The sequence below is a fragment of the Aeromonas sp. S16(2024) genome (assembly GCF_041403065.1).
Classification (GTDB): domain Bacteria; phylum Pseudomonadota; class Gammaproteobacteria; order Enterobacterales; family Aeromonadaceae; genus Aeromonas.
This window is the reverse complement of the sequence record NZ_JBGLQX010000007.1, coordinates 37,625-59,439: the sequence shown is the minus strand read 5'-3', so window position 1 is coordinate 59,439 and position 21,815 is coordinate 37,625. Positions and strand designations below refer to the sequence as shown.

The following is a 21,815-nucleotide window of genomic DNA, read 5'->3' as shown; positions in this document are numbered from 1 at the left end:
GAATCTCGCATAATCACCCGGACGTTTTATGCCCTCAATACAGTTCAGAAGAGCCTCGGCCACCCTGTTGCCGCTGCTCTGTTTACTCATCAGCCTCTGCGCCCCCCAAGCCATGGCGCAGGATCTGCCCCAGCGCGCCACAGTACAGCGGGCGCTCGATGCCCTCGGCAAATCAGAGACCCTGACCGTCAGCCAGCAGGCGGATCAGAAGTTGCTCACCGATACCTTAGGCCTGCTCGACAGCATCGAGAAGGAGCAGGCCAAGGCCAAGGCGCTGACACAGCGGGTACGCTCCCTGCCCGGCGAAATGAAAGAGATAGGCGCCAAGATAGACTCCCTGGCCCAGGACAAGGGTCCTGAGCAGCTCAAGAGTGAATACGCCAGCATGAGCCTGGCGGAGCTGGAGAGCCGTCAGCCGGAAGTGCTGGCCAACATGCAGGATGCCCAGGAGGCCCTCGGCACCATAGGCAGCCAGATCACCAGCCTGCAAACCCTGCCGGAGCGGGCCCAGGCCAACATGAGCCGCGCCTATCAACGCAGCCAGGAGATCCGCACTCGCCTGAACTCCGGGGATGGCGTGAGCAGCGCCGAGAAGATGAAGCTCAACACCGAGCTGGCCTTGCTGGACCTGCAACTGGCCAACCTGCAAAAGGATCTGGACAACCGCACCAGCATGCAGGATCTGGCGGTCAAGCAGCGCGACTACCAGAGTGCGCGCCTCGCCCATGAGGAGCAAAAACTGCAGGCCCTGCAGGAGCAGAGCAGCGCCAAGCGCCTCGGCGACACCGAGAAGGCCGCCGAGCAGACCGGCGAGCTGGTCGCCACCCCGAGCAACCCCCTGGTGCAAAAAGAGCAGGAGATCAACCACCAGCTCAGCCAGCAGCTCATCAGCGCCACCACCAACCTCAACCTGCTCGCCCAGAAAAACCTGCAGGCCAAGAGCTGGCTGGAGCGCGGCACCCAGACCGAGCGCAACCTGAACGAACAGGTGCAGATGCTCAAGGGCAACCTGCTGCTGTCACGCATCCTCTATCAGCTCTACCAGCAGCTGGAGGCCGCCCCCTCCACCCTGGTGAAGAACCTGGAAGAGCAGATCGCCGACCTGCACCTGGCCCAGTTTGAACTGAGCCAGCAACGGGATCAGCTGTTCCAGAAGGGCCAGTATCTGGACAACCTGATCGCCAACAGCAGGGAGACCGTCAGCGAAGAGGACAAGGCGAACCTGGTCAAGCTGATCGACACCCGCATCAGTCTGCTGGATCAGCTCAACCGCCAGATGGATGCCCAGTTGACCAACGCCATCAGCCTGCAGCTCACCCAGCAGCAGCTGACGCGCATCTATGCCTCCATCGAATTCACCCTGCAACAGCACATCTTCTGGGTCAGCAGCAACAAGCCCATCGATGGCAAGTGGTTCATCAACTGGCCGGGCCATGCCTACAAGCAGGCCTCCGACTGGGTGCTCAAGCCGGACTGGCAAGGCTGGGGCGACATGCTGCTGGCGGTCTCCCTGCTGGCACTGCCGCTGCTGCTGGTGGGTGGCCTGCTGCTGTGGAAACGCCCGACCCTGGTCAAGCGCCAGCAGCGGATCGCCAAGGATCTCGGCCGCTTCCGCCAGGACAGCCAGTGGCACACCCCCCGCGCCCTGCTCTACACCGTATTGCAGCGCCTGCCGGGAACCCTCTTCATCCTGGCCGCCGGCCTGCTGCTGGCCTATTGCGGCCTGCTGAGCCCGCGCCTCATCTTCCAGATCACCCTGAACCTGGCACTGGGCTACCTGGTGTTCAGCGTCTACCTGTCGGTGATGCGCCCTGGCGGCATCGGCGAGAGCCACTTCCGCATCCCGCGGGACGAGCTGCAGGCCAAGCGCAACAGCATGCGTTACCTCTGGCTACCCCTGCTGCCCCTCATCATGCTCTCGACCAAGGCGGTGGTGGAGCCCTCATCGCTGGGCAACGACGTCATCGGCCAGGCGCTGACCATGCTGCTGCTGGGGCTGACCGCCTACCTGGTGCTGCCCATCTCCCGCGCCCGCATCAAGGGCGAGGCCAGCATGCTGCAGACCATGACGGCCGTCGCCCTGGCGCTGGCGCCGGTGGCCCTGATGGTGCTGGCGGCGCTCGGCTACTACTACACCGCCCTGAAGCTGACCGGTCGCCTGATCGAATCCTTCTACCTCATCATCATCTGGAGCCTGGTCTATCGCACCGCCCTGCGTGGTCTGGAGCTGGCGGCCCGCCGTCTGGCCTACCGCCGCGCCGTCGCCAAGCGCGAGCACAAGCCTTCGGAAGATGCGGAAGGGGGCGAGGCCATCGAAGAGCAGCCCATGGATCTGGAAGAGGTCAGCCAGCAGTCCCTGCGCCTGACCCGCATCATGCTGCTGCTGGTGTTCGGCGTCGCCTTCTACTGGCTCTGGTCCGATCTGGTCGCTGTCTTCACCTACCTCGACAGCGTGGTGCTGTGGCACAAGAGCGAGGGCACGGGTGCCAATGCCGTGCTCTATCCCATCAGCCTGAGCGACGTGCTGACCGGCCTCTTCCTGTTCGGGGCGGCCCTGTCGCTGGCTCGCAACCTGCCAGGCCTGCTGGAGGTGCTGGTGCTCTCCAAGCTGCGCCTCGCCCAGGGCACCGCCTACGCCTTCACCACCATGCTCAACTATGTGCTGATCGGGATGGGCTCGCTCACCGCGCTGGCCATGCTGGGGGTCCAGTGGGAGAAGCTGCAGTGGCTGGCCGCCGGTCTCTCGGTCGGTATCGGTTTTGGCATGCAGCAGATCGTCTCCAACTTCATCTCGGGCATCATCATACTGTTCGAGCGTCCGGTACGGATCGGGGACACGGTCACCATCGGCACCATCTCGGGCACGGTCAACAAGATCCGCATCCGCTCGACCACCCTCACCGACTTCGACCGCAAGGAGGTGATCATCCCGAACCAGCAGCTGATGATAGAGCGGCTGATCAACTGGTCCCTGTCCGATACCGTCACCCGGGTCATCGCCCGGGTCGGGGTGGCCTATGGTTCGGATCTGGAGCTGACCCGCACCCTGCTGATGCAGGCTGCCACGGAGAACAGCCGTGTGTTGAAGGAGCCGGCGCCCATCGTCTACTTCCTCACCTTCGGCCCCAGCACTCTGGATCACGAGCTGCGCTTCTTCGTCAGCGAGCTCGGGGATCGCAACCCGGCCATCGACGAGCTGAACCGCCGCATCGACGTGCTGTTCCGTGAGCATGGCATCGAGATCGCGTTCAACCAGATGGATGTCTACATCAAGAACATGCAGGGAGACGAGCAGAAGGTGGAATCCCGCCCGGCCCTGCCGCCGGCGGGGAACCACCCCGTCTGATCCCGCCCGCTTGCACAGGCCCCGTCATGGGGCCTGTTTTTTTCTGCCCTTCCCGCACCTTGAAAGCGGGGGCAGTCCCCCAATATAGGGAAGACAACGGAATGTCACCCACGAGGCTCTCATGGACTATCTCTACGCCGTGGTGCTCTTTGCCATCTCGGCATCGGTCACCCCGGGACCGAACAACATCATGGTGATGAGCGCCGGCGCCAACTTCGGGATCAGGCGCAGCCTGCCGCTGCTCATGGGGATCTGCGTCGGCTTCACCCTGATGCTGTTGCTGGTGGGGCTTGGTTTTGGCCAGCTGTTTACCCTCTTCCCCAGCCTGCACTTCGTCATCAAGTGTGTCGGCACCCTCTATCTGCTCTATCTCGCCTGGCTGATTGCCCGCTCCGCCGACGAGGTGACGGGAGACGCCTCTGCCCGCCCCCTGGGGTTCCTCAAGGGCGCCCTGTTCCAATGGGTCAATGCCAAGGCCTGAGTGGTCGCCACCGGCGCCATCGCCGCCTTCACCAGCGCGGGGGCCGACTTCCATCAGCAGAACCTGACCATAGCCCTGACCTTCTTCATCGTCTCTTTCCCCTGCGTCGGGCTCTGGCTCCTGTGCGGCACCCTGCTCAAGCGCTGGCTGACCCATGCCCTCGCCCGCCGCCGGTTCAACCATGCCATGGCAGCCCTGCTGGCCCTCTCAGTGGTGCCCGTAATCCAGGAGATCCTGAGCCGGCCCTGACACTGCGCACATGAGCCCATCAAGAAACACAGGCCCCGAAGTGGGGCCTGAGTTGTTAGGTGACAGCTATCACCCGGCGCGCATAAAGGGCGTTTAGCTGCAGGCACCGATCAGCTTCCAGGGGTCCCCTGCGCTCGGCACATTGCCACTGTTCCACCACTTGGCCTCATAGATATTGCCGTTGTAGGTCACCTGGTTGCCCGTGGTATACACAGACCCGGTGGCCCAGCTTGCCGGGCAACTGCTGCCCTGCTCGAAGCTGACCGACAGGCTATGGGTACCATTCACGGCGGTGAAGGTGTAGCTACCAGCCACAGCCTGCGCCACACCATCGACGGTGAGGGATTTCACCTTGTAACCGGTATTGGGCAACAGGGTGACGGTGAAGCTGGTTCCCCCCTTGGCCTTCAGCACACCGTTCACCGGCGCCGGTGACAGAGTGCCGCCGACCCCGACGTTCACGCTGATGTCGAAGAAGACGGGAATGTCGATGGTGGCTTCGCTGTAGCTGCCGCTAAAACCGGCGAAGTTGGTCGCACTGAGGGTATTCACCGCCGTGTTCTTCAGCACTATCTGCTTGGCATCCCCCTTGGCATAGGGTTCAACCAGGCTGATGACCACGTCGCTCCCCTCCTGGCTCAGCTTGATGCCAGAGAAAGGCACCGGCTGGTTGCTCGGGGTGGTGATGACCGTCTTGGCAGGATCGAAGCGACTGACGACCAGCGTCATGTTCCAACCCCAGTTCAGCGAGCTAAGCGGCACTATATAGCCGAGGCGATCGTAACTGCCGGTGACATTGGTGAACATCTCGGGCCTGATATCCTTGAGGGTCAACCCCACCAGCTCATAGGAGGAGTAGATGCCGCCATCCTCCGCCTGCGGGCCTATCACCACGGAGGTGGCCGTCTCATAAGCCTTCAGGTGTTTGAAGCCGATGCCGGCGCTGCCCGCAATCTTGTCGACCGCAGGATCGAAGCCCTGGACCACCTGCTTGCCCGAGTTCCAGGCCAGGGTGTAGATATCGGATTTGGTGATGACGGCAGCCGGATTGGCCTGCACCGACGCCGCGCTGACCCCCTTGAGCAGGACGCGCTGACCGGCAAACTGCAACTCGGCGCCATCGGCGACATCACCAATCACCAGATCCGCCAGGGGATCCGCCATGTTCCAGCCACGCAGCACGATGAGATCATTGCCTGGGGTGAAGTCATTGACCGTGGTCAGGCCGTTCGTCTGCTCGTTGAGCAGGATCTGATCCTTGCCACCACCAGTGATGACAATGTCATTGCCCCAACCGGCCGTCAGCACCTCATCATAAGGTGAGCCCTGGGTGATGCTGTCACCCGGGGTGTCAAACAGGCTGTTGTAGTCACCAAACTTGTAGACGTACTTGGTGATGCAGGTCCCGAGCTCATCACAGGTGATCTGATCCTTGGTCAGCAGGGCGCCGACCCCCCAGGCGCCACGCAGGTGTGCCGCCGCCAGTATGCCTGACATGGTGGCACGGACCTGAATTGGCTGACCGTTGTCATCCTTATCGGGCCAGCTCTTGGCCAGGGCCTGGGCCCAGGTCATGTTGGCGTCCTTGAGCAGCTTGCTTATCACCTGATAGTTGAAATGCATGGCGTCGCGCATCACCAGCTCCTGCTTCTCCGGCAGGCGCAAGTCCGCCAGGGAGTTGACCCCATTCTTGCCGACGAAGGTTCCCTGCCAGCGGTTGACATCGGTCACATAGACCTTGTTGCCGCCCGAGCCCTCGATCTCGGCCAGGGCCTCGGTCTTGCAACCCGCCCAGGTGGAGTCCGGCACGAACATGTAGAAGCTGTCGTACTCCTTGCCATCGACAGTCACCTGTTTCGGGCTGTAGTAACCGGCATCGATCAGCACCGCCTCACCCAGCTGATAACCGATAAAACCCCAAGCGTTCAAGGAGTTGTATTGCATCTTCCGGAACATGGTCGCATCGGTCGGGGTGGCGGAATTATAGATGTTTCCCACCCCCAACTTGTTGAAGAAGCCACTGATGGTGGTCGGCTCGGACAACATGCTGCCGGTCGAACAGTCCCGTACCAGACGACCCGGCGCCGTCACCTGGGCATAGGTGTAGACAGGGTTGTCGAGGTTTTGCAGATAAAAATCTGCCAGTGCCGGATTGATACCGGATTCAAAGTTGCGCAGCGCATCCAGGAAGTCCTGAGTGCCCCCCTTGGCCGCCAGAGCGGGGACAGCCAACGCGAGCAACACGGTTGCCGACACTATTTTCATGGTGCTTTTCAAAGCCTGAACCCTCTAATTAGTCCATTAATCACCGGGCAATTGCCCATGCAGGCTCCCAACAACAGACTCCTAGGAGAAATCCCCCGCCATCCGGGATGGCGGGAAAAACAAAAGTTAACTGACCAGACTCACCGCCCGGCTGTGCTGGGTCGCCAGGGTGCCATTCAACACTTTTGCGGCGGCGCGAGCGCTCTCGGGGCGGGCCGAGTGGCTGCACAGGTAGTAGCGCACATCCGGATAACCGAGCAGGTCATAAGGGCTGCGCAGTGCCACCACTATCAGTTTCTCGACCTCGCGGCTCAGCCGGCGGACCAAGGCCTGGGCCTCCCCTTGGGCGAAGTCTTCTCCGGGCAGAGGATGGTGCTCGGTCACCACCAGCAGCCAGTCGTCGCCGACGGTTGCCAGCTGCTCGGGCGTCACGGACAGCACCCGTCGAGCGCCCTGGTCCAGAGCCGCAAGGAAGTGATCAAAGGCAGGTTCACGCTGGTTGGGGCCTATGCCACGGGGATTGGTGAGGTTGTGATAGCTGGTCGCCGGTGTGGCGTTGAGCACATAGAAGGGCCCCTCGCCCAACTCGGGCACCTGGCGTAGCCAGGTGAGCGCCTGGTTGGCACAGCGGTTGGCCACCTGCTGGTTTGCCGCCATGTCGGTGGGTTGATAGAGCGCCATGGGCACCAGCTTGGCGAGCTTGAAGGCAAGGATGCGAGCCAGGGCGGCATCGATCACTGCCTCGTCCAGATCCCCCGCCGCCACCGCGGCCATGATGCCGTGGATCATGGCGAACTGCTTGTCGAGGTAGGAGTCGCTGTGATCGTAGTGCTCCTCGGAGAGCATGATCATGTTGATGCCCGCCTTGAGCGCCAGCACTGCCGCCGTGGCGGGGGAGTAGTGATGAACGATGGCCCCCATGTTCATGCTGTCGGAGATGATGATGCCCTCGAAGCCCATCTCGGTGCGCAGCAGATCCTGCAAGATGATCGATGAGAGTGTGGCCGGGTGCTGACTGTCGAGCTGCGGATAGAGGATGTGGCTGGTCATGATGAGATCCACCCCGGTATCGATGGCGGCCTGGAAGGGCCGTAGATCCTGCTCGCGCAACTCGCTGAGGGACTTGTCGACCCTGGGGATCTCCCTGTGGGTGTCACCCTGGGTGTCGCCGTGCCCGGGGAAGTGCTTGCCGCTGCCACAGATACCCCCCCGGTGCAGACCGCGCACCGCCGCCGCCGCGTGCAACGCCACCTTGGCAGGCCTGTCCCCGAAGGAGCGGCTGTCGATGATGGGGGAGCTGGGATTGAAGTTCACGTCGCAGCAGGGCCCCAGAATGCAGTTGAAACCGGCAAGGCGCATCTCCTCGGCCATGGTTTTGTACATGGCTTCGGTACCCTGCCCGGTCTCGGCCACACCGAGAGCCAGATTGCCGGGCCCAGTGGTGGACTCCCCCACCAGTACACCCCAGGCCCCCTCCTGATCCACTCCGAGCAGCAGCGGTAGGCGACCCTGCTCGGCACCTATGCTGGCCAGCTCCCGAGTCAATTGCTGGGCCTCGGCGAAGGTATCGCCGTTGTCCTGGCTCAGGTAACAGCCTCCCAGGTTGTACTCGACTATCATGGTGCGCGCCTGCTCGGCGGACTTGCCCGGGAAGGCCAGGATGAACAACTGACCCACCTTCTCTTTCAGGCTCCAGCCGGAGATGATGCTCGCCACCTTGGGATCCATCTTCATGATCTCTTCCTTAAGTATCTGATAATAAATTTATTTTTTTCGCAGCTGCTTGAGCTGCCCCATGGTGAAGGTGACGGCGACGATGACGATGATGCCGCGCAGGATCAGTTGCTGATCCACGTTCAGCCCCATCAGGATCAGGCCATTGTTGACCATGCCCATGATGAGGGCGCCGATGACGGATCCCACCACCATGCCCTTACCACCAAACAGATTGGTCCCCCCTATGATGACGGCGGCAATCACCAGCATGAGATCGCTCTCCCCCAGGGTGTAGCGGGCGCTTTGCAGCCGCCCCGAGTAGAGGATGCCCGCGAGGGCGGCGAGAAAACCGTTGAGCATCAGCACGTAGAGCTTGATGCGGTTGATGTTGATGCCCGAATACATGGCGGAGATCTTGTTGCCTCCGGTAGCCAGCACCTGCTTGCCGAAGCGGGTGTTGCGCAGCACGAAGGCGCCTGCCACCGTCACCAGAATGGTCCAGATAAAGAGCACCGAGATGGGCCCTATGTCACCCGAGCCAAAGATGAACACATAGAGGTCGTTGTCGATGGGGATGGATTGCAGCGAGGTGGACCAGCGAGCGATGCCGGTGATGATGCCGGTGGTACCCAGGGTCACCAGGAAGGAGGGAATGCCGACCTGGGTCACGAACAGGCCGTTGATGGCCCCTATCATGGTGCCCACCAGGAGCGACGCCGAGACCGCCAGCAGAATGCTGTCCGTCTCCTGCAGGGTCAGCGCCGCGACTATGGCACTGAGTGCGACCGTGGCGCCGAACGAGAGATCTATCTCGGCGGCACTCAGCACGAAGGTCATGCCCACCGCCATGATGGCGATGGTGGCGGTCTGACGCGCGATGTTCATCAGGTTGACGGCGCTCAGGAAGCCCTTGTCATGCAATACCACGGAAAAGAACACGAAGATGCCCACGAACACCATGTAGATGATGTAGTCGCGCCAGTTGATGCGGCTGCCCTTGGGCGCCGGCAGGGTTAAATCTTTCATCCTTGACTCCTTGCTTGTTATTGAACCGCCGCCAGCAGCGTCTCTTCATTCATCCGTCGCCCTTCCAGGCAGGCGACGATCCGCCCCTTGTTCACCACATAGATGAGGTCACAGAAGCTGGCGACCTCGGCATATTCACTCGACACGAAGATGGCCCCGTTACCGGCGGCGACATAGCTGTCCACTATCTTCATGATTTCGTACTTGGCATGGATATCGATGCCGAAGGTGGGATCGTCGAGCAGCAACACCTTGGCCTTGGTAGAAAGGCACTTGCCGATCACCACCTTCTGCTGGTTGCCGCCGGAGAGAAAACGCACCGACTGCTCGGGACCGCTGGTCTTGACCCCCAGGCTCTTGATCTGGGCCCGCACCATGGCGTCTCCCTTGGGCTTGTCCAGACCCAATCCCTGGGTGAGCCGGTCATAGGCGGCCATCAACATGTTGTCGGCCACCGAGAAATCGAGCACCAAGCCCTGGCTGCGCCGCTCCTCCGGTACCATGTTGATGCCAAGCGAGATGGCCTGCCTGGGTGAGCGGATCCGCACCGGCTCGCCATCGATGCGGATCTCGCCCGCCTGGATGGGTGTCAGGCCATAGATGGCCTCAAGGATCTCGGTACGGCCACTGCCCAGCAGACCCGCCAATCCCACGACTTGGCCCGGCATCACCCTGAGGGAGATGTCGTGCAGCTGTGCATTCGAGACGCCCTCCAGCTCGAGCAGAGGCACGCCATCCACGGCAGACCCAGGGCGTGACCAGCTCAGGCTGGTGTCGCCCTTGCTGCCGAGCATGGCCTCGACCAGTGCCTCGACGCTGGTGTTGGCCGTGTGGGTGGCGAGCACCGTATGGCCGTCACGCAGCACGGTCACGGCGTCGCAGACCCGCATGATGTCGCTGAGATAGTGGGTGATGTAGATGATCGACATCCCCTGCCCCTTGAGGGTGGCGATCACCTTGAACAGTTCGTTGATCTCATTGTTGGAGAGCGAGGCGGTCGGCTCGTCGAGCACCAGGATGCGGGCATTCTGGGCCAGGGCCTTGGCTATCTCGACGAACTGCTGCTGACCAACGCTCAGCCGCCCCACCTCGCAGTCCGGATCCAGATCGACACCCAGCATGGCGAGCAGGGGGGCGGCACGCCTGACCCTGTCCCGGTTGGAGATGATCGCCCCGCTCTCGCCGCCGCCAGACAGGAAGATGTTGTCGGCCACCGACAGGGTCGGCACCAGGCTGAGATCCTGATACACCATGGCGATCCCCTCGGCCTGCGCCTCTTTGGGGGTGGTGAAGCGGCAGGGTTTGCCAAACAACAGCACCTCGCCACCATCCCGACCATGAAAGCCGTTGAGCAGCTTGACCAGGGTGGACTTGCCCGCCCCGTTCTGACCGACGATGGCATGCACCTCGCCTCGCTTGAGACGAAACGACACATCCTTGAGCACGGGGATGCCGTCAAACCCCTTCTTGATACCACTCGCCTCTATGGCGTACAGCTCCATGTGATGACTCCTTCCGTGAGATGGAACGGGTAGCCGCCTGCGAGGCGGCTACCCGTACGCTTATTGACTGAGTGCCTTGGTAACGGCGGCCGGAGGATCCCGACGCAGCGCCTGTTGCCAGGCATCGGCCAGGTTGTCGCGGGTCACCGCATCGGCGGAGACGGTGACGAAGGGAGGGGTCTGTTCTCCCAGCTTGGCCAGGGCCCCCATGGTGGCCAGGGTCTGGCCGAGGTCATAAGGTAAATCCGTCACTATGCCGGCCACGTTGCGGCCCTTGGCCATGTCCAGGGCATTGGCGGCGCCCAGGTCCATGGTGATCACCTTGATGTCACTGCGTCCGGCGGCCCGCGTCGCGGCAACCACCCCTTCGGCGATGGAATCCCAGGGGGCATAGATGGCCTGGATGTCCGGGTGCTGGGTGATGAGAGCCGAAGCAACCACCTCACCATCATTGGCGTTGGCAATGCCCTGCTTGGCGAGGATCTGGACGCCCGGGTGGTGCTTGGCCAGGTTGGTCAACACCGCCTGATCCCGCTGATTGGTGACGTAGTAATTGGCCTCGTGGTAGATGAAGCCTATCTTTCCCTGCTCACCCACCGTCTTGGCCAGCATGTCGGCAGCCAGCCCCCCCATCTCGAACAGGTCGTCGGTGACGATGCCGGCGTAATCCTTGCCATATTCAAATCCCGTTGGCAGGTTGCTGATCAGCACCAGCTTGCTGCCTTGCTGGACCGCGGGGCGAAAGGCCGCGGCGCCGGAGACAGGGTCGACCACCAGGGTAAGAATGATGTCGGGAGCCATGGCCATCACGGTTTCCACGTCCGTCCTCTGCTTGTTGGCATTGAATTCGGCATCGGTCACCGCCACCACTTTGACGTTCAAGTCATGAAATCTGTCTTTGGCACCCTTGATGAGGGCACTCGACCAGTCGGAGGTGGTGTGCATCAGGATGGCGGCCGTGTAATGCTGGGCCTTGACCCTGTCTTGCTGGGCAGTAGTGAGTGTTACCTGGGTATAAGGGGTTGGTTGTTCGCCATTGGGACCCAGGGTCGTGGTCGCCTCGGCGGCCTGGGCCCCGTTGCCGAGCAGCATGGCGGCGGTCAATGCCGCCAGTAAAAAGTGTGAGCGTTTTGCCAACATGGTATTCTCCCTATATCCATTGAGTGGTCGATAGGCATTATCTAGGTGTTTTATAGCCTGTAATGAGATGTACCTCACTAAAGAGCGCGATGTTTTTGCGACGCAGCTCACAGGATGTTCAATTTTTGTTAATTAATGACAGGAAAAATCTGAGCATCTGGGTATTCACTGGGTGAGCCGAACACAACAACAGGGATGAATGAAGGCGAAATACGGGGACTTATCACGAGATGCAGAACTGGAAGGAACATGAGTAACAAGCTGATCCCTATCGTCGAGCAGGGGCTCTGCCATCAACTGCTGGCGCGCAATGACATCTATTTCATCAGCTTCGATGAGCAGGAGCAGGTGGTGGCATCCAGCTATCCGGTGGATACCCTGACCCTCAATCGGCTAGACGATCTGGTGTTCCTGGTAGGTCCCGACTACCTGAAGGCCATACGCCAGCGGATCCGGGGCAACCTGCCCACCTTGCATTTCGAGATCCTCAACCTTGCCTTCGAGCTCTTCGCCCATGACGGACCGGACGGCACCCGCATCTGGTGCCTGCAGATCAAGCCGAGCGAGAGCCAGGACGCCTCAGGCATAGAGCAGGATCACCGGCTCATCAACGAACTCGCTCACTCCCTGGCCGCACTCAGCGACAGCCAGGGGGCGGCGCCCGGTGAGCAGCATCAGCAGCTGATAGCCCGCCACCTGCCCGAAGTGGAGCAAAAGCTTACCCAAATTCAAGATCCGGCCCTCAAGATGTGCCTGGAGCTGATCCGCGCCAGCATGGAGAAGAGCCTGCAGGCCGACGGCAACCAACGCCTGCTGGAGGTGCTGACCCCCTCGGAGATGCAGGTGGCCGAGTTCATCCGCAGTGGCATGTCCAGCCAGGAGATCGCCAGCGCCCTCAATGTGGCGCGCAAAACGGTGGAGAATCATCGCAACAGCGTGCGCATCAAGCTGGGGCTGGCCAATCGCGGCGTCAACCTGCGCAATTACCTGCTGAGCCTGGAAAAATAACCCGTGCAACAACAAAGACAGGGCTGGTCTATCGCGGCGTCAATCTGCGCAACTACCTGCTGAGCCTGGAAAAATAACCCGTACAACAACAAAGACAGGGCTGGCCAATTACGACGATACCCTGCACAACTACTTGCCTGGCCTGGAGCAATCATCCGATGATGAGCGCCAGAGCATGAAGGAGATCACAATGCAGCAAGTCGTTTATGTCGCCAACCCGGTGAGCGGGTTGATCCATGTGTTTCGACTCGAGGACGGCGAGCTGGTCCCGCTGCAGGAAGTCCAGACCGGCGGCGAGGTGCAGCCCCTGGTCATCAGCCCGGACCAGCGCTGGCTCTATGCGGGGGTGCGCCCCGATTTTCGAGTGCTGAGCTACCCCATAGCCGCGGATGGCCGGCTCGGTACGCCCTGCTCGGCGCCGCTCGATGGCAGCGCCTCCCACACCTGCACCGATGGAACAGGGCGCCTCTTCTTTGCCGCCTCCTACGCCTTCGACCATGTCAGCGTCTCGCCCATGGATGACGCAGGTCGGGTGCTGGCGCCCCACCAGCGCATCGACCGGCTGATGGCCGCCCACTCGGTGACCCTGCTGACAACCAGTCAGGGTCACCAGGAGCTGCTGGTCGCCTGCCTCAAGGAGGACCTCATCCGCCGCTTCACCCTGGGAGAGGATGGTCAGCTGAGCCCCCATCCCCTCGGCGACATCCACACGGCCCCCGGCGCCGGGCCCCGCCATCTGGCGCTGCACCCCACCAACGGCGATCTCTACTGCCTCAATGAGCTCGATGCCACCCTCAGCCGCTACCACAGGGAGGCGGATGGTCGCATCGGCGCGCGGGAGAGCCTGGACATGCTGCCCGAGGGTTATCAGGGAGAGCGCTGGGGGGCCGACATCCACCTGACCCCGGATGGGCGCTTTCTCTACACCAGCGAGCGGGCCAGCAGCCTGCTCAGCCTGTTCGGGATCGACCAGGGAGACGGCGCCCTGACCCTGCTGGGCCACTTCCCGACCGAAGCCTGCCCCCGTGGTTTTGCCATCGACCACAGCGGCCACTATCTGATCGCCACCGGGCAGAAGTCCCAGAGCCTGGCCGTGCACCGCATCGCGGCGCAGACGGGGGAGCTCAGCCTCTCGTCCCGCCAACATGTGGGGGAAGGGGCCATGTGGGTGAGGGTGCTGAGGCTGGACAAGCCCGCCTGGCGGGCCTGAAGCCGCAGAAATGCGCGCGGCGCCCTGATGAGCGCCGCGCAGTGAACACTTGTGTCTGGGCCTTATCTGCTGCCGTTGAGTTCATCGTCCGGCCAGTACTTGTAGCCCTGCATGGTGGCCTGCGCCGCCAGCCCCTGCTCGGTGAGCTGGTACATCTTCACCTTCTGGAAGTCGGCATTGGCCGCCTCGCTGACCACCACCTTGCCATCGTCCGCCGACTTGGCGGCCAGATCCGCCTGGGCGCTGGCATCGAAGCCTGTGGTGATGAATCTGTCCAGGGCGGCGGCATCGTTGAAGATGATCACGGCCTGGAATTTCTTGATCCCCATGCCGATCCCCATGCCGGCGGTCGCCATCTTCATGTAGGTGTCGCGACCGGTGCGGTTGTCACGGAGCACCCCATAGCCACTGCCGGCGCTCAGTACCAGCAGGTTGTTGTTCACATTGGTGAAGACGGCATAACCCTTGGATCTTGCCACCTCCTGTCTGGTGCCCCCATCCTGCCCATACAGGGTGGAGAGGGTCTGCTGGCGCATCTGTTGAATGTGGTTGCGTTGCTCGGCGGGGGTATCCCCCTTGGCACAGCCAACCAGCAGCAGAACGGCCAGAATATGAGTCCATAGACGCATGTCATTACTCCTTCGTGTCTCATGTGCGGGGGCTGAGGGGGCCTCCCGCTCCAGAACCGGGTCAGAGGCCATCCGACCCGCTATCAGCATTCACCGTCCGGTGCCCCGGGGCGCGGGCCAGATACAAGCCCCTCTTCGCGTCAGTATAACCAGCCCCACTGAACCTCTGCTGACCCGGCAAGCAGTGGGGCCCCGCCACTCGGGGCTTTGGTGGCAAGATCCCGCTGCGCCACCTGAAGCTGCCCTACCCCTTGGTCACCTCGCCGAGAAACTCGGTGAAGCGCCGCCAGGACTTGGCATCGGCATCGGCGCGGTAATTGTCCGAGCCAAAGACGCTGAAGGCATGGGGGGCGCCGCTGTAGCTGGTCGCCTCATGCCTGATGCCGGCGCTCTCCAGCTCGGTGATGAGGGCCGCGAACTGGCCGAGCGACACCGCCTGATCCGCGCTGCCATGCTGGATCAGCAGGCTGGCCCTGGTCTGCTCGTAGTTCTGGCCGGCCGGGGTCTCCAGCCCCCCGTGGACGCTGACGATCCCCTTGAGATCCGCACCGCTGCGGGCCAGCTCCAGCACGGCGGCGCCGCCAAAGCAGTAGCCCATCGCCACCGCATTGTCGAGCCGGCCGCCCTGCCTGCCCGCCTCGGCGAGCCCGGCCTGCAACAGCTTGCGCATCCTGGTCCTGTCCTGATAAAGCGCCCCGGTGAGCTTCTTCCTCTCTTCCACGGCGGTCGGTCTGACCCCTGCCCCGAACAAGTCCACCGCGAACACGCTGTAACCGAGCGCCACCAGCATCTCGGCCCGCTTGACCTCGTAGTCCGTCAACCCGTCCCAGTCGTGCACCAGCACCACCAGGGGCGCCTGCTTGTCGGCGGCGGCCAGGTAATAACCTTCGAAGGGCTGACCGTCGACCTGGTAGCGCACCGCACCGGCCTGGGCCGCGCCCCCCCAGATGAGCCCACACAGGGCCAGGATCCATCTCGTCTTCATCTTCATCTCCTTGACTGTGAACAACGCCCCTGATTGTAGTCGTCAGGCCGACCCTCGATGGGTCAAGGCGCTCGCGGTGAGAGGCCACAAAAGCAGGAGGCCACCCAAGGGTGGCCTCCTGTCATAGCTCTGGCTGACGGGTCGTCGCTCAGTCCTTGGCCGACTCCATGACACCCTCTTCGGAGTGCTGGGGCAGGATGAGGTTGAGCAGGATCGCGGCCACCGAGGCCAGGCCGACACCGGCCAGGGCGAAGTCACCTATCTTCATCTCCAGTGCGCCAACACCCACTGTCAGGGTCACGGCGACGATGGCGATGTTGCGGGCCAGCCCCAGATCCACCTTGGATTCCACTAGCGTCTTGAGACCGATGGCGGCGATGGATCCGAACAGCAGCAGCATGATGCCGCCCATCACCGGCATGGGGATGGAGGTGAGCAGGGCGTTGAACTTGCCGAAGAAGGCCAGAATGATGGCAAACACCGCAGCCCAGGTCATGGTAACCGGGTTGAAGTTGCGGGTGATCATCACGGCACCGGTCACTTCGGCGTAGGTGGTGACGGGGGGACCACCGATGAAACCGGCGAAGCAGACACCGATGCCGTCACCGGCCAGGGTGCGGTGCAGGCCAGGATCCTTGGTGTAGTCCTTGCCGGTCACGCCGCCGATGGCCAGCACGCCACCTATGTGCTCGATACAGGGGGCGATGGCCACCGGCAGCATGAAGAGGGCCGCGGCCCAGTTGATCTCCGGGGTCTCGAAGTGGGGCAGCGCCAGCCAGGGGGCATTGACCATGCCCTCGAAACTTACCTGACCCATCAGCACGGCGGCCACATAACCGGCGATGACACCGGAGAGGATGGGGATGAGCTTGATCCAGCCCTTGCAGAACACGGCCGCGATCAGGGTCACCGCGAGCGAGATCCCCGCCAGGGTCAGCGCGGTGGCAGGGACCACCACCTGCTCGGCCCCGGCACGGCCCATGGCCATGTTGCAGGCCACCTGGGCCACCGACAGGCCAATCACCATGATCACCGGGCCAATCACCACGGGGGGCAGCAGCTTGTGCACGAAGCCCATGCCACGCACGCGAATGAGGGCCGCCAGGATGAAGTACATGAAACCGGCGGCAAACAGGCCGAACATGGTGGAGGGCAGGCCCCAGGTCTGGGTGGCATAGATGATGGGGGCGATGAAGGCGAAGCTGGAGCCGAGGAAGATCGGCACCTGGCGACGGGTGCAGAGCTGGAACAGCAGGGTGCCTACACCGGCACCAAGCAGGGCCATGGAGGGGTTCAATCCGGTGAGCAGGGGCACCAGAACCATGGCACCGAAGGCGACAAACAGAATTTGCAGCCCGGCGACGCTTTGCTTGACCAAGGAAAACATGGGTATCCTTAATTTTTTGATAACTGACAGGGATAATTGACACTTTTCAGTCATCACAAGACTTTTTCAAGGCATGAGATGCGCCATTCGGCGTCATTCGTTACCTTTTACTGCTTGGGGTGGGCATGAAACTGGCTTTTTAGGCGGGATTCGTTGCTACAAGCATCGAGTATGCGATTTTACGCACTTTTGTGGCTTACGCCAATCGTTTTTCTGGCGAGATAGCATGGCAAGGGTTTCAGCGGGGTGCCATTCATCGCCTGCCAGCGGAGGCTGGCTCGAAATAGTGCGGCGTTCGCCGGCCATAGCGCCCTGCGGCGCCCGGGAACAAAAAAACGGGGTGGCCAGTGCCACCCCGTCGAGTTTTTCGAAACCCGTCAGACCCTGCGATAGGGCAGATAGACAGGCTCCCACATGTGGCTCAGGATGTGCTGCTGCAGATCCTGGCCAATCAGCGGATGGGAGGGATCGCGGCGCACTATGTCCTTGAGCACGGCGGTCGCCACGTGCACCGAGATGCTGCGCAGCTCGCTGATCCTCGGGTAGACGGTACCCCGGGCGAGATCCGCCTCATCCACGCATTCGGCCAGCGCGAAGGCCGCTGTGGTGAAGATCTCCGGGCTTATCTCGCGGATCTGGCTGACGATGGCGGCCAGCCCCACACCGGGGAAGATGAAGACGTTGTTGCCCTGCCCGACCCGGAACGTCTGGCCCTCATGGTGCACGTCCTTGAACGGGCTGCCGGTGGCGACGATGGCGCGGCCCTGGCTCCAGCGGAAGATGTCCTCCGGCAGCGCCTCGCAGTTGGCGGTGGGGTTGGAGAGGGGGAACACCATGGGGCGCTCGCAGTGGGCCAGCATCAGCTGGATATGCTCCTCCTGGAAGGCGCCACCGGCACCGCTGGTGCCGAGCAGTACGCTGATGGGCACGTGGCGCAGCACCTCGGTCAGCCCCGCCTTGCCCTGCACATTCCACTGGGCCAGCAGCAGGCCCGGCTTGGCGTAGCGGCGCTTGTATTCGTCCAGCCCCTCGCGGTTGTCGCACACCAGCCCCTGAGTATCCAGGATGTAGATGCGATCCCGTGCCGCCTGCGGGTCCAGCCCCTCGCGGATCATCCCGGCGCAGATCTGATCCGCCACCCCGACACCGCCAGCCCCGGCGCCATAGACCAGGTAGTGCTGCTGGCCCAGGGTCTCCCCCTTGGACTTGACGGCGCCTATGATGCCCGCCAGCACCACGGCCCCTGTGCCCTGGATGTCGTCGTTGAAGGAGGGCAGCGTCTGCTGGTAGCGGGAGAGGTTGTTGAAGGCGTTGGACTTGCTGAAGTCCTCCCACTGCAAGACGGCGTTGGGGAAGTGGCGCCTGACCCCGGCCACGAACTTGTCGATGAAGTCGTCGTACTCCTTGCCGCGAATGCGCTTGTGGGGCTGACCCAGGTACATGGGATCGTCCAGCAGCGCCTGATTGTCGGTGCCCACGTCCAGCGCGATGGGCAGGCAGCAGGCGGGATGGATGCCGGCCCCCAGGGTATAGAGGGAGAGCTTGCCGATGGGGATGCCCATGCCCCCCACCCCCTGATCGCCGATGCCGAGGATCCCCTGGCTGTCGGTAACGACTATGATGCGCACCGCCTTGGCGTCCATGTGGCGGGCGAGGGAGCCCATGTCATCGACGTTCTTCGGGGTGATGTAGAGGCCGCGCGGCTTCTGGAAGCGGTGGCTGAACTCCTGACAGGCCTTGCCCACGGTCGGGGTATAGATGTAGGGGGTCATCTCCTCCACGTGGCGCGACAGCAGGGCGTAGAACAGGGTCTCGTTGCGATCCTGCAAGGCCCGCAGGTTCTGGTACTTCTCGATGTCGCTGCAGGCGCTCAAAAAGCCCTGATAGACCCGCTCCAGCTGGGCTTCGAAGGTCTGCACCTGGGGCGGCAGCAGGCCATCGAGCTCGAAGTCGGCCCGCTCCTGTTCGGTGAAGGCGGTGCCCTTGTTGAGATTGCGATCATTGAGCAGATCGGTGCCTGTCAGTGCAACGGGGCGAAAGTCCTCTCCCTGTGCGTCTTTCCACAGCAGATATTGTCCGGTAGCCATAGTCATTCTCTTTGATTTACATGAAGTTGCCATTAGGCAGGAGAGCAAGACTCAGATTGCAGGGGATCATATGACGTTTGGGGATTCGGTTTTGTGAGCTTGGGCATACCCTGCGGCCAAAGCCCCCTCTCCTGCCGGGCTCATGGCTCCCGGGCTTGCCCTGGCGAGGCGCTTGGCGCAAGATCGGCGGACATTCGATGCCGCCAGCGCCTTTGCCAGAGCAGACGCTGAACACGCGACATATCACCTCACAGACCCCTGGAGCCCCATGAGCCGCAGCGACCTCCCCTTCCCCGTCTCCGCCGTGATCCTGGCCGGCGGCCGAGCCACCCGCATGGGGGGCGACGACAAGGGCTGGGTACCCCTCTCGGGCAGGCCCCTGATAGTCCACGTGCTGGAGCGCCTGCGCCCCCAGGTGGACGAGGTGCTGATCAACGCCAACCGCAGCGAGGATCGCTACCGGACGCTGGCCCCCGTCATCGGCGACGCGCAGGCCGACTTTCAGGGGCCGCTGGCGGGCATGCAGGCTGGCCTTGCCGCCGCCCGCCACGACTGGGTGCTGTTCGTGCCCTGCGACGGCCCCGCCCTGCCACGGGATCTGATGGCCCGCTTTCGCGCCGCCCTGACGCCGCAGACCGAGCTGGTGGTGGCCCACGACGGGGAGCACCTGCAACCCGTGGTCGCCCTGCTGCACCGCAGCCTGCTGCCCTCCCTGCAACGGGCGCTGGCAGAGGGAGAGCGCAAGACCGGGGCCTGGTTTGCCCGCCACCGGATGACGGTGGTGCCCTTTGCCGATGCACCGGATGCCTTCGTCAACCTCAACAGCCCGGCCGAGCTCGCCGCCTACGAGGCGAGGCTGCTGGCGGGTGGAGACACGCCATGAGTGCCCTTCCCCTGCTCGGCTTCGTCGCCTGGAGCGGCACCGGCAAGACCACCCTGCTGGAGCGCCTCATCCCCCTGCTCGGCCAGCGCGGCCTGCGCCTCGGGGTGCTCAAGCATACCCATCACCACTTCGACATGGACAAGCCGGGCAAGGACAGCCATCGCCTGCGCCAGGCCGGTGCCCGCCAGGTGATGGCGGCCTCCTCCCTGCGCCACGCCCTGATCTGCGAGACGCCGGAGGGCGAGCCCCCCCTGGAGGCGTTGCTGGCCCGCTTCGACGGGGAGCGGCTCGATCTGCTGCTGGTCGAGGGGTTCAAGCATCGCCATTTTCCCAAGATAGAGCTCCATCGCCGCGCCCTCGGCAGACCCCTGCTGTTCCCGGATGACCCGGACATAGTGGCACTCATCAGCGATGAGCCCGAGGCAACGACCCTGCCCCAGTTTCGTTTCGACGATCTGGAGGCCATCGCCGACTTTATCTGCGCCCGGCAGCCTATCCGGGACGCCCGGCCCCCTCTCCCGCCGCTGCGCCTGCTCGCCCGGGCCCAGGAGGCCATTCCCAATCCGGCGGGGGAGACTGGCCTGCCCGGCTACCTCAGCCAGGATGCCAGTGGCTGCTTGCTGGTGCGCCCGGCAAGTGCTTTCATGCCCTCTGCCCTGCCTGCGGCCAACTGTGTGATCGAGTGCGCCTCCCGCTCGGCCATCACCCAAGGTGAACGGGTCCGGATCCGCCTCTTGCCCTGATGGCGAGCATCCGCCGGCACGACAACGAGAAGATCAACCTGACATGAGACGACTCCCTTGCGCCTGAACACGCCACTCTCCCGCTTCGATCTGCTGATCTATGGTCGCTACCGCCTGGTCCATGGCCTGCGCATGGCGCTCGCCTTTATGCTCACCTTTCTGCTGACCCGGGAGCTGAAACTGCCGGAGAGCACCTGGCCGCTGATCACCCTGGTGGTGGTGATGGGCCCCATCTCGTTTTGGGGCAATGTGCTCTCCCGTGCCCTGCAGCGGGTGGTGGGCACCATCTTTGGCGCCGCCTGCGGGGTGGTGGCGCTCTATCTGGAGATCTACTCCCTGCCGCTCACCCTGATCTGGTGCGGTTGCATCATGTTCCTCTGCGGCTATCTGGCGCTCGGCAAGCGCCCTTATGTGGGGCTGCTGATCGGCATCACCCTGGGAGTCACCATGGGGGCCATGCCGGGGGATATCGAGACGGCGCTGTGGCGCAGCGGCGATGTGATACTGGGCTCCCTGCTGGCGCTGCTGTTTTGCAGCATCTATCCCCAGCGCGCCTACAGCCACTGGCGGCTGCAACTGCACCAGATCCTGCAACAGTCGGGGCGGCTCTATCACACACACCTCTCCCCCAATGTGCTGGAGCGGCCGCGGCTCAAGCACAATCTCTCCCAACTGCTGGCCCAGACGGGCAAACTGCGGGCCCTGCTGGCACCTGCGGCCAAGGAGACGCGTCACCCCATAGCCCTGTTTGATGCGGTGCAGGTCACCATGCGCAACACCCTCTGTACCCTGGAGATGCTGGCCAACACCTACTGGAACGATCGCCAGAGCCACTTCCTGATGCAGAGTACGGCTGCGCTGCACGCCTGCCATCAAGCTACCGAGGAGGCGATCAGCCAGCTCGCCCTGATGATGCACACCGGTGACGGACGCGGGGCCGATGCCGCCATCGCCCGCCTGCACGAGGTGGCGACACAGGTGTCGTTGCCCCCCAGCACAGAGGCGGCCATCAATGGCTACCTCTGGCTCAACGTCCAGCTGACCGAACAGCTGACCCATCTGCGCCGCCTGCTGGGGCTGATCCTCGCCCCGCCCCATCGCAAGCAGCCCGACTAGGCCCCATGCAACACGCCCCGCAGTTGCGGGGCGTGTTGCTAT

General features: G+C 63.0%; 16 protein-coding genes and 1 pseudogene. 8 read left to right on the top strand and 9 right to left on the bottom strand.

What is annotated here, in order from left to right; genetic code table 11:
* Nucleotides 1-28: 28 nt before the first annotated feature.
* From mscK to ACB030_RS07145, 3 genes are all read left to right on the top strand, one after another.
* Nucleotides 29-3,346, top strand: coding sequence for a mechanosensitive channel MscK (mscK, locus tag ACB030_RS07155; protein ID WP_371158780.1), 3,318 nt, complete (start codon nt 29-31; stop codon nt 3,344-3,346).
* Between the two features lie 121 nt (nt 3,347-3,467).
* Nucleotides 3,468-3,827: a LysE family translocator gene (locus ACB030_RS07150; protein WP_371158779.1), complete on the top strand. Its 360-nt coding sequence runs from the start codon at nt 3,468-3,470 to the stop codon at nt 3,825-3,827.
* On the top strand, nt 3,828-4,076 hold the full coding sequence (locus tag ACB030_RS07145) for a hypothetical protein (protein ID WP_371158778.1): 249 nt from the start codon (nt 3,828-3,830) through the stop codon (nt 4,074-4,076). It begins immediately after the preceding gene.
* Between the two features lie 93 nt (nt 4,077-4,169).
* Here ACB030_RS07145 and ACB030_RS07140 read toward each other — a convergent pair whose 3' ends face one another.
* The 5 genes from ACB030_RS07140 to ACB030_RS07120 all read right to left on the bottom strand — a co-directional run bounded on the left by ACB030_RS07140 (nt 4,170) and on the right by ACB030_RS07120 (nt 11,725).
* Nucleotides 4,170-6,341: a carbohydrate-binding protein gene (locus tag ACB030_RS07140; protein ID WP_371158777.1), complete on the bottom strand. Its 2,172-nt coding sequence runs from the start codon at nt 6,339-6,341 to the stop codon at nt 4,170-4,172.
* Between the two features lie 126 nt (nt 6,342-6,467).
* On the bottom strand, nt 6,468-8,075 hold the full coding sequence (locus ACB030_RS07135; protein ID WP_371158776.1) for a glycoside hydrolase family 3 N-terminal domain-containing protein: 1,608 nt from the start codon (nt 8,073-8,075) through the stop codon (nt 6,468-6,470).
* A gap of 30 nt (nt 8,076-8,105) precedes the next feature.
* Nucleotides 8,106-9,083, bottom strand: a complete 978-nt coding sequence (locus ACB030_RS07130) for an ABC transporter permease (RefSeq protein WP_371158775.1) — start codon at nt 9,081-9,083, stop codon at nt 8,106-8,108.
* Between the two features lie 17 nt (nt 9,084-9,100).
* A complete protein-coding gene (locus tag ACB030_RS07125) occupies nt 9,101-10,585 on the bottom strand; it encodes a sugar ABC transporter ATP-binding protein (protein WP_371158774.1) in 1,485 nt (494 codons plus the stop codon).
* Between the two features lie 60 nt (nt 10,586-10,645).
* Nucleotides 10,646-11,725, bottom strand: a complete 1,080-nt coding sequence (locus ACB030_RS07120; protein WP_197970377.1) for a substrate-binding domain-containing protein — start codon at nt 11,723-11,725, stop codon at nt 10,646-10,648.
* 249 nt (nt 11,726-11,974) lie between these two features.
* Between ACB030_RS07120 and ACB030_RS07115 the strand changes: the two genes are divergently transcribed.
* Nucleotides 11,975-12,733: a response regulator transcription factor gene (locus ACB030_RS07115; protein ID WP_247625856.1), complete on the top strand. Its 759-nt coding sequence runs from the start codon at nt 11,975-11,977 to the stop codon at nt 12,731-12,733.
* Nucleotides 12,734-12,923: 190 nt separating this feature from the next.
* Nucleotides 12,924-13,943 (top strand): beta-propeller fold lactonase family protein, encoded by a 1,020-nt coding sequence (locus ACB030_RS07110; protein ID WP_371158773.1) that lies wholly within the window; start codon nt 12,924-12,926, stop codon nt 13,941-13,943.
* Between the two features lie 62 nt (nt 13,944-14,005).
* Here ACB030_RS07110 and ACB030_RS07105 read toward each other — a convergent pair whose 3' ends face one another.
* From ACB030_RS07105 to ACB030_RS07090, 4 genes are all read right to left on the bottom strand, one after another.
* The gene (locus tag ACB030_RS07105; protein ID WP_205642154.1) at nt 14,006-14,572 is read right to left on the bottom strand and encodes a YSC84-related protein; all 567 of its coding nucleotides are present in this window, start codon (nt 14,570-14,572) and stop codon (nt 14,006-14,008) included.
* 244 nt (nt 14,573-14,816) lie between these two features.
* Nucleotides 14,817-15,557, bottom strand: a complete 741-nt coding sequence (locus tag ACB030_RS07100; RefSeq protein ID WP_371158772.1) for a dienelactone hydrolase family protein — start codon at nt 15,555-15,557, stop codon at nt 14,817-14,819.
* Between the two features lie 148 nt (nt 15,558-15,705).
* Entirely contained in the window at nt 15,706-16,944 is a 1,239-nt protein-coding gene (locus ACB030_RS07095; RefSeq protein ID WP_371158771.1) for a uracil-xanthine permease family protein, read from the bottom strand.
* A gap of 377 nt (nt 16,945-17,321) precedes the next feature.
* Nucleotides 17,322-19,031, bottom strand: coding sequence for an NAD-dependent malic enzyme (locus tag ACB030_RS07090; protein ID WP_205642156.1), 1,710 nt, complete (start codon nt 19,029-19,031; stop codon nt 17,322-17,324).
* A gap of 268 nt (nt 19,032-19,299) precedes the next feature.
* On the opposite strand from ACB030_RS07090, the gene mobA reads away from it, so the two are divergent.
* From mobA to ACB030_RS07075, 3 genes and pseudogenes are all read left to right on the top strand, one after another.
* Nucleotides 19,300-19,914 (top strand): molybdenum cofactor guanylyltransferase MobA, encoded by a 615-nt coding sequence (mobA, locus tag ACB030_RS07085; RefSeq protein WP_371158770.1) that lies wholly within the window; start codon nt 19,300-19,302, stop codon nt 19,912-19,914.
* Nucleotides 19,911-20,396 (top strand): annotated as a pseudogene (mobB, locus tag ACB030_RS07080) (molybdopterin-guanine dinucleotide biosynthesis protein B); the annotation flags it as partial. The gene mobA and the pseudogene mobB, both read left to right, overlap by 4 nt.
* Nucleotides 20,397-20,714: 318 nt before the next feature.
* The gene (locus ACB030_RS07075; RefSeq protein ID WP_371158769.1) at nt 20,715-21,773 is read left to right on the top strand and encodes an FUSC family protein; all 1,059 of its coding nucleotides are present in this window, start codon (nt 20,715-20,717) and stop codon (nt 21,771-21,773) included.
* The last annotated feature ends 42 nt before the right edge of the window (nt 21,774-21,815 follow it).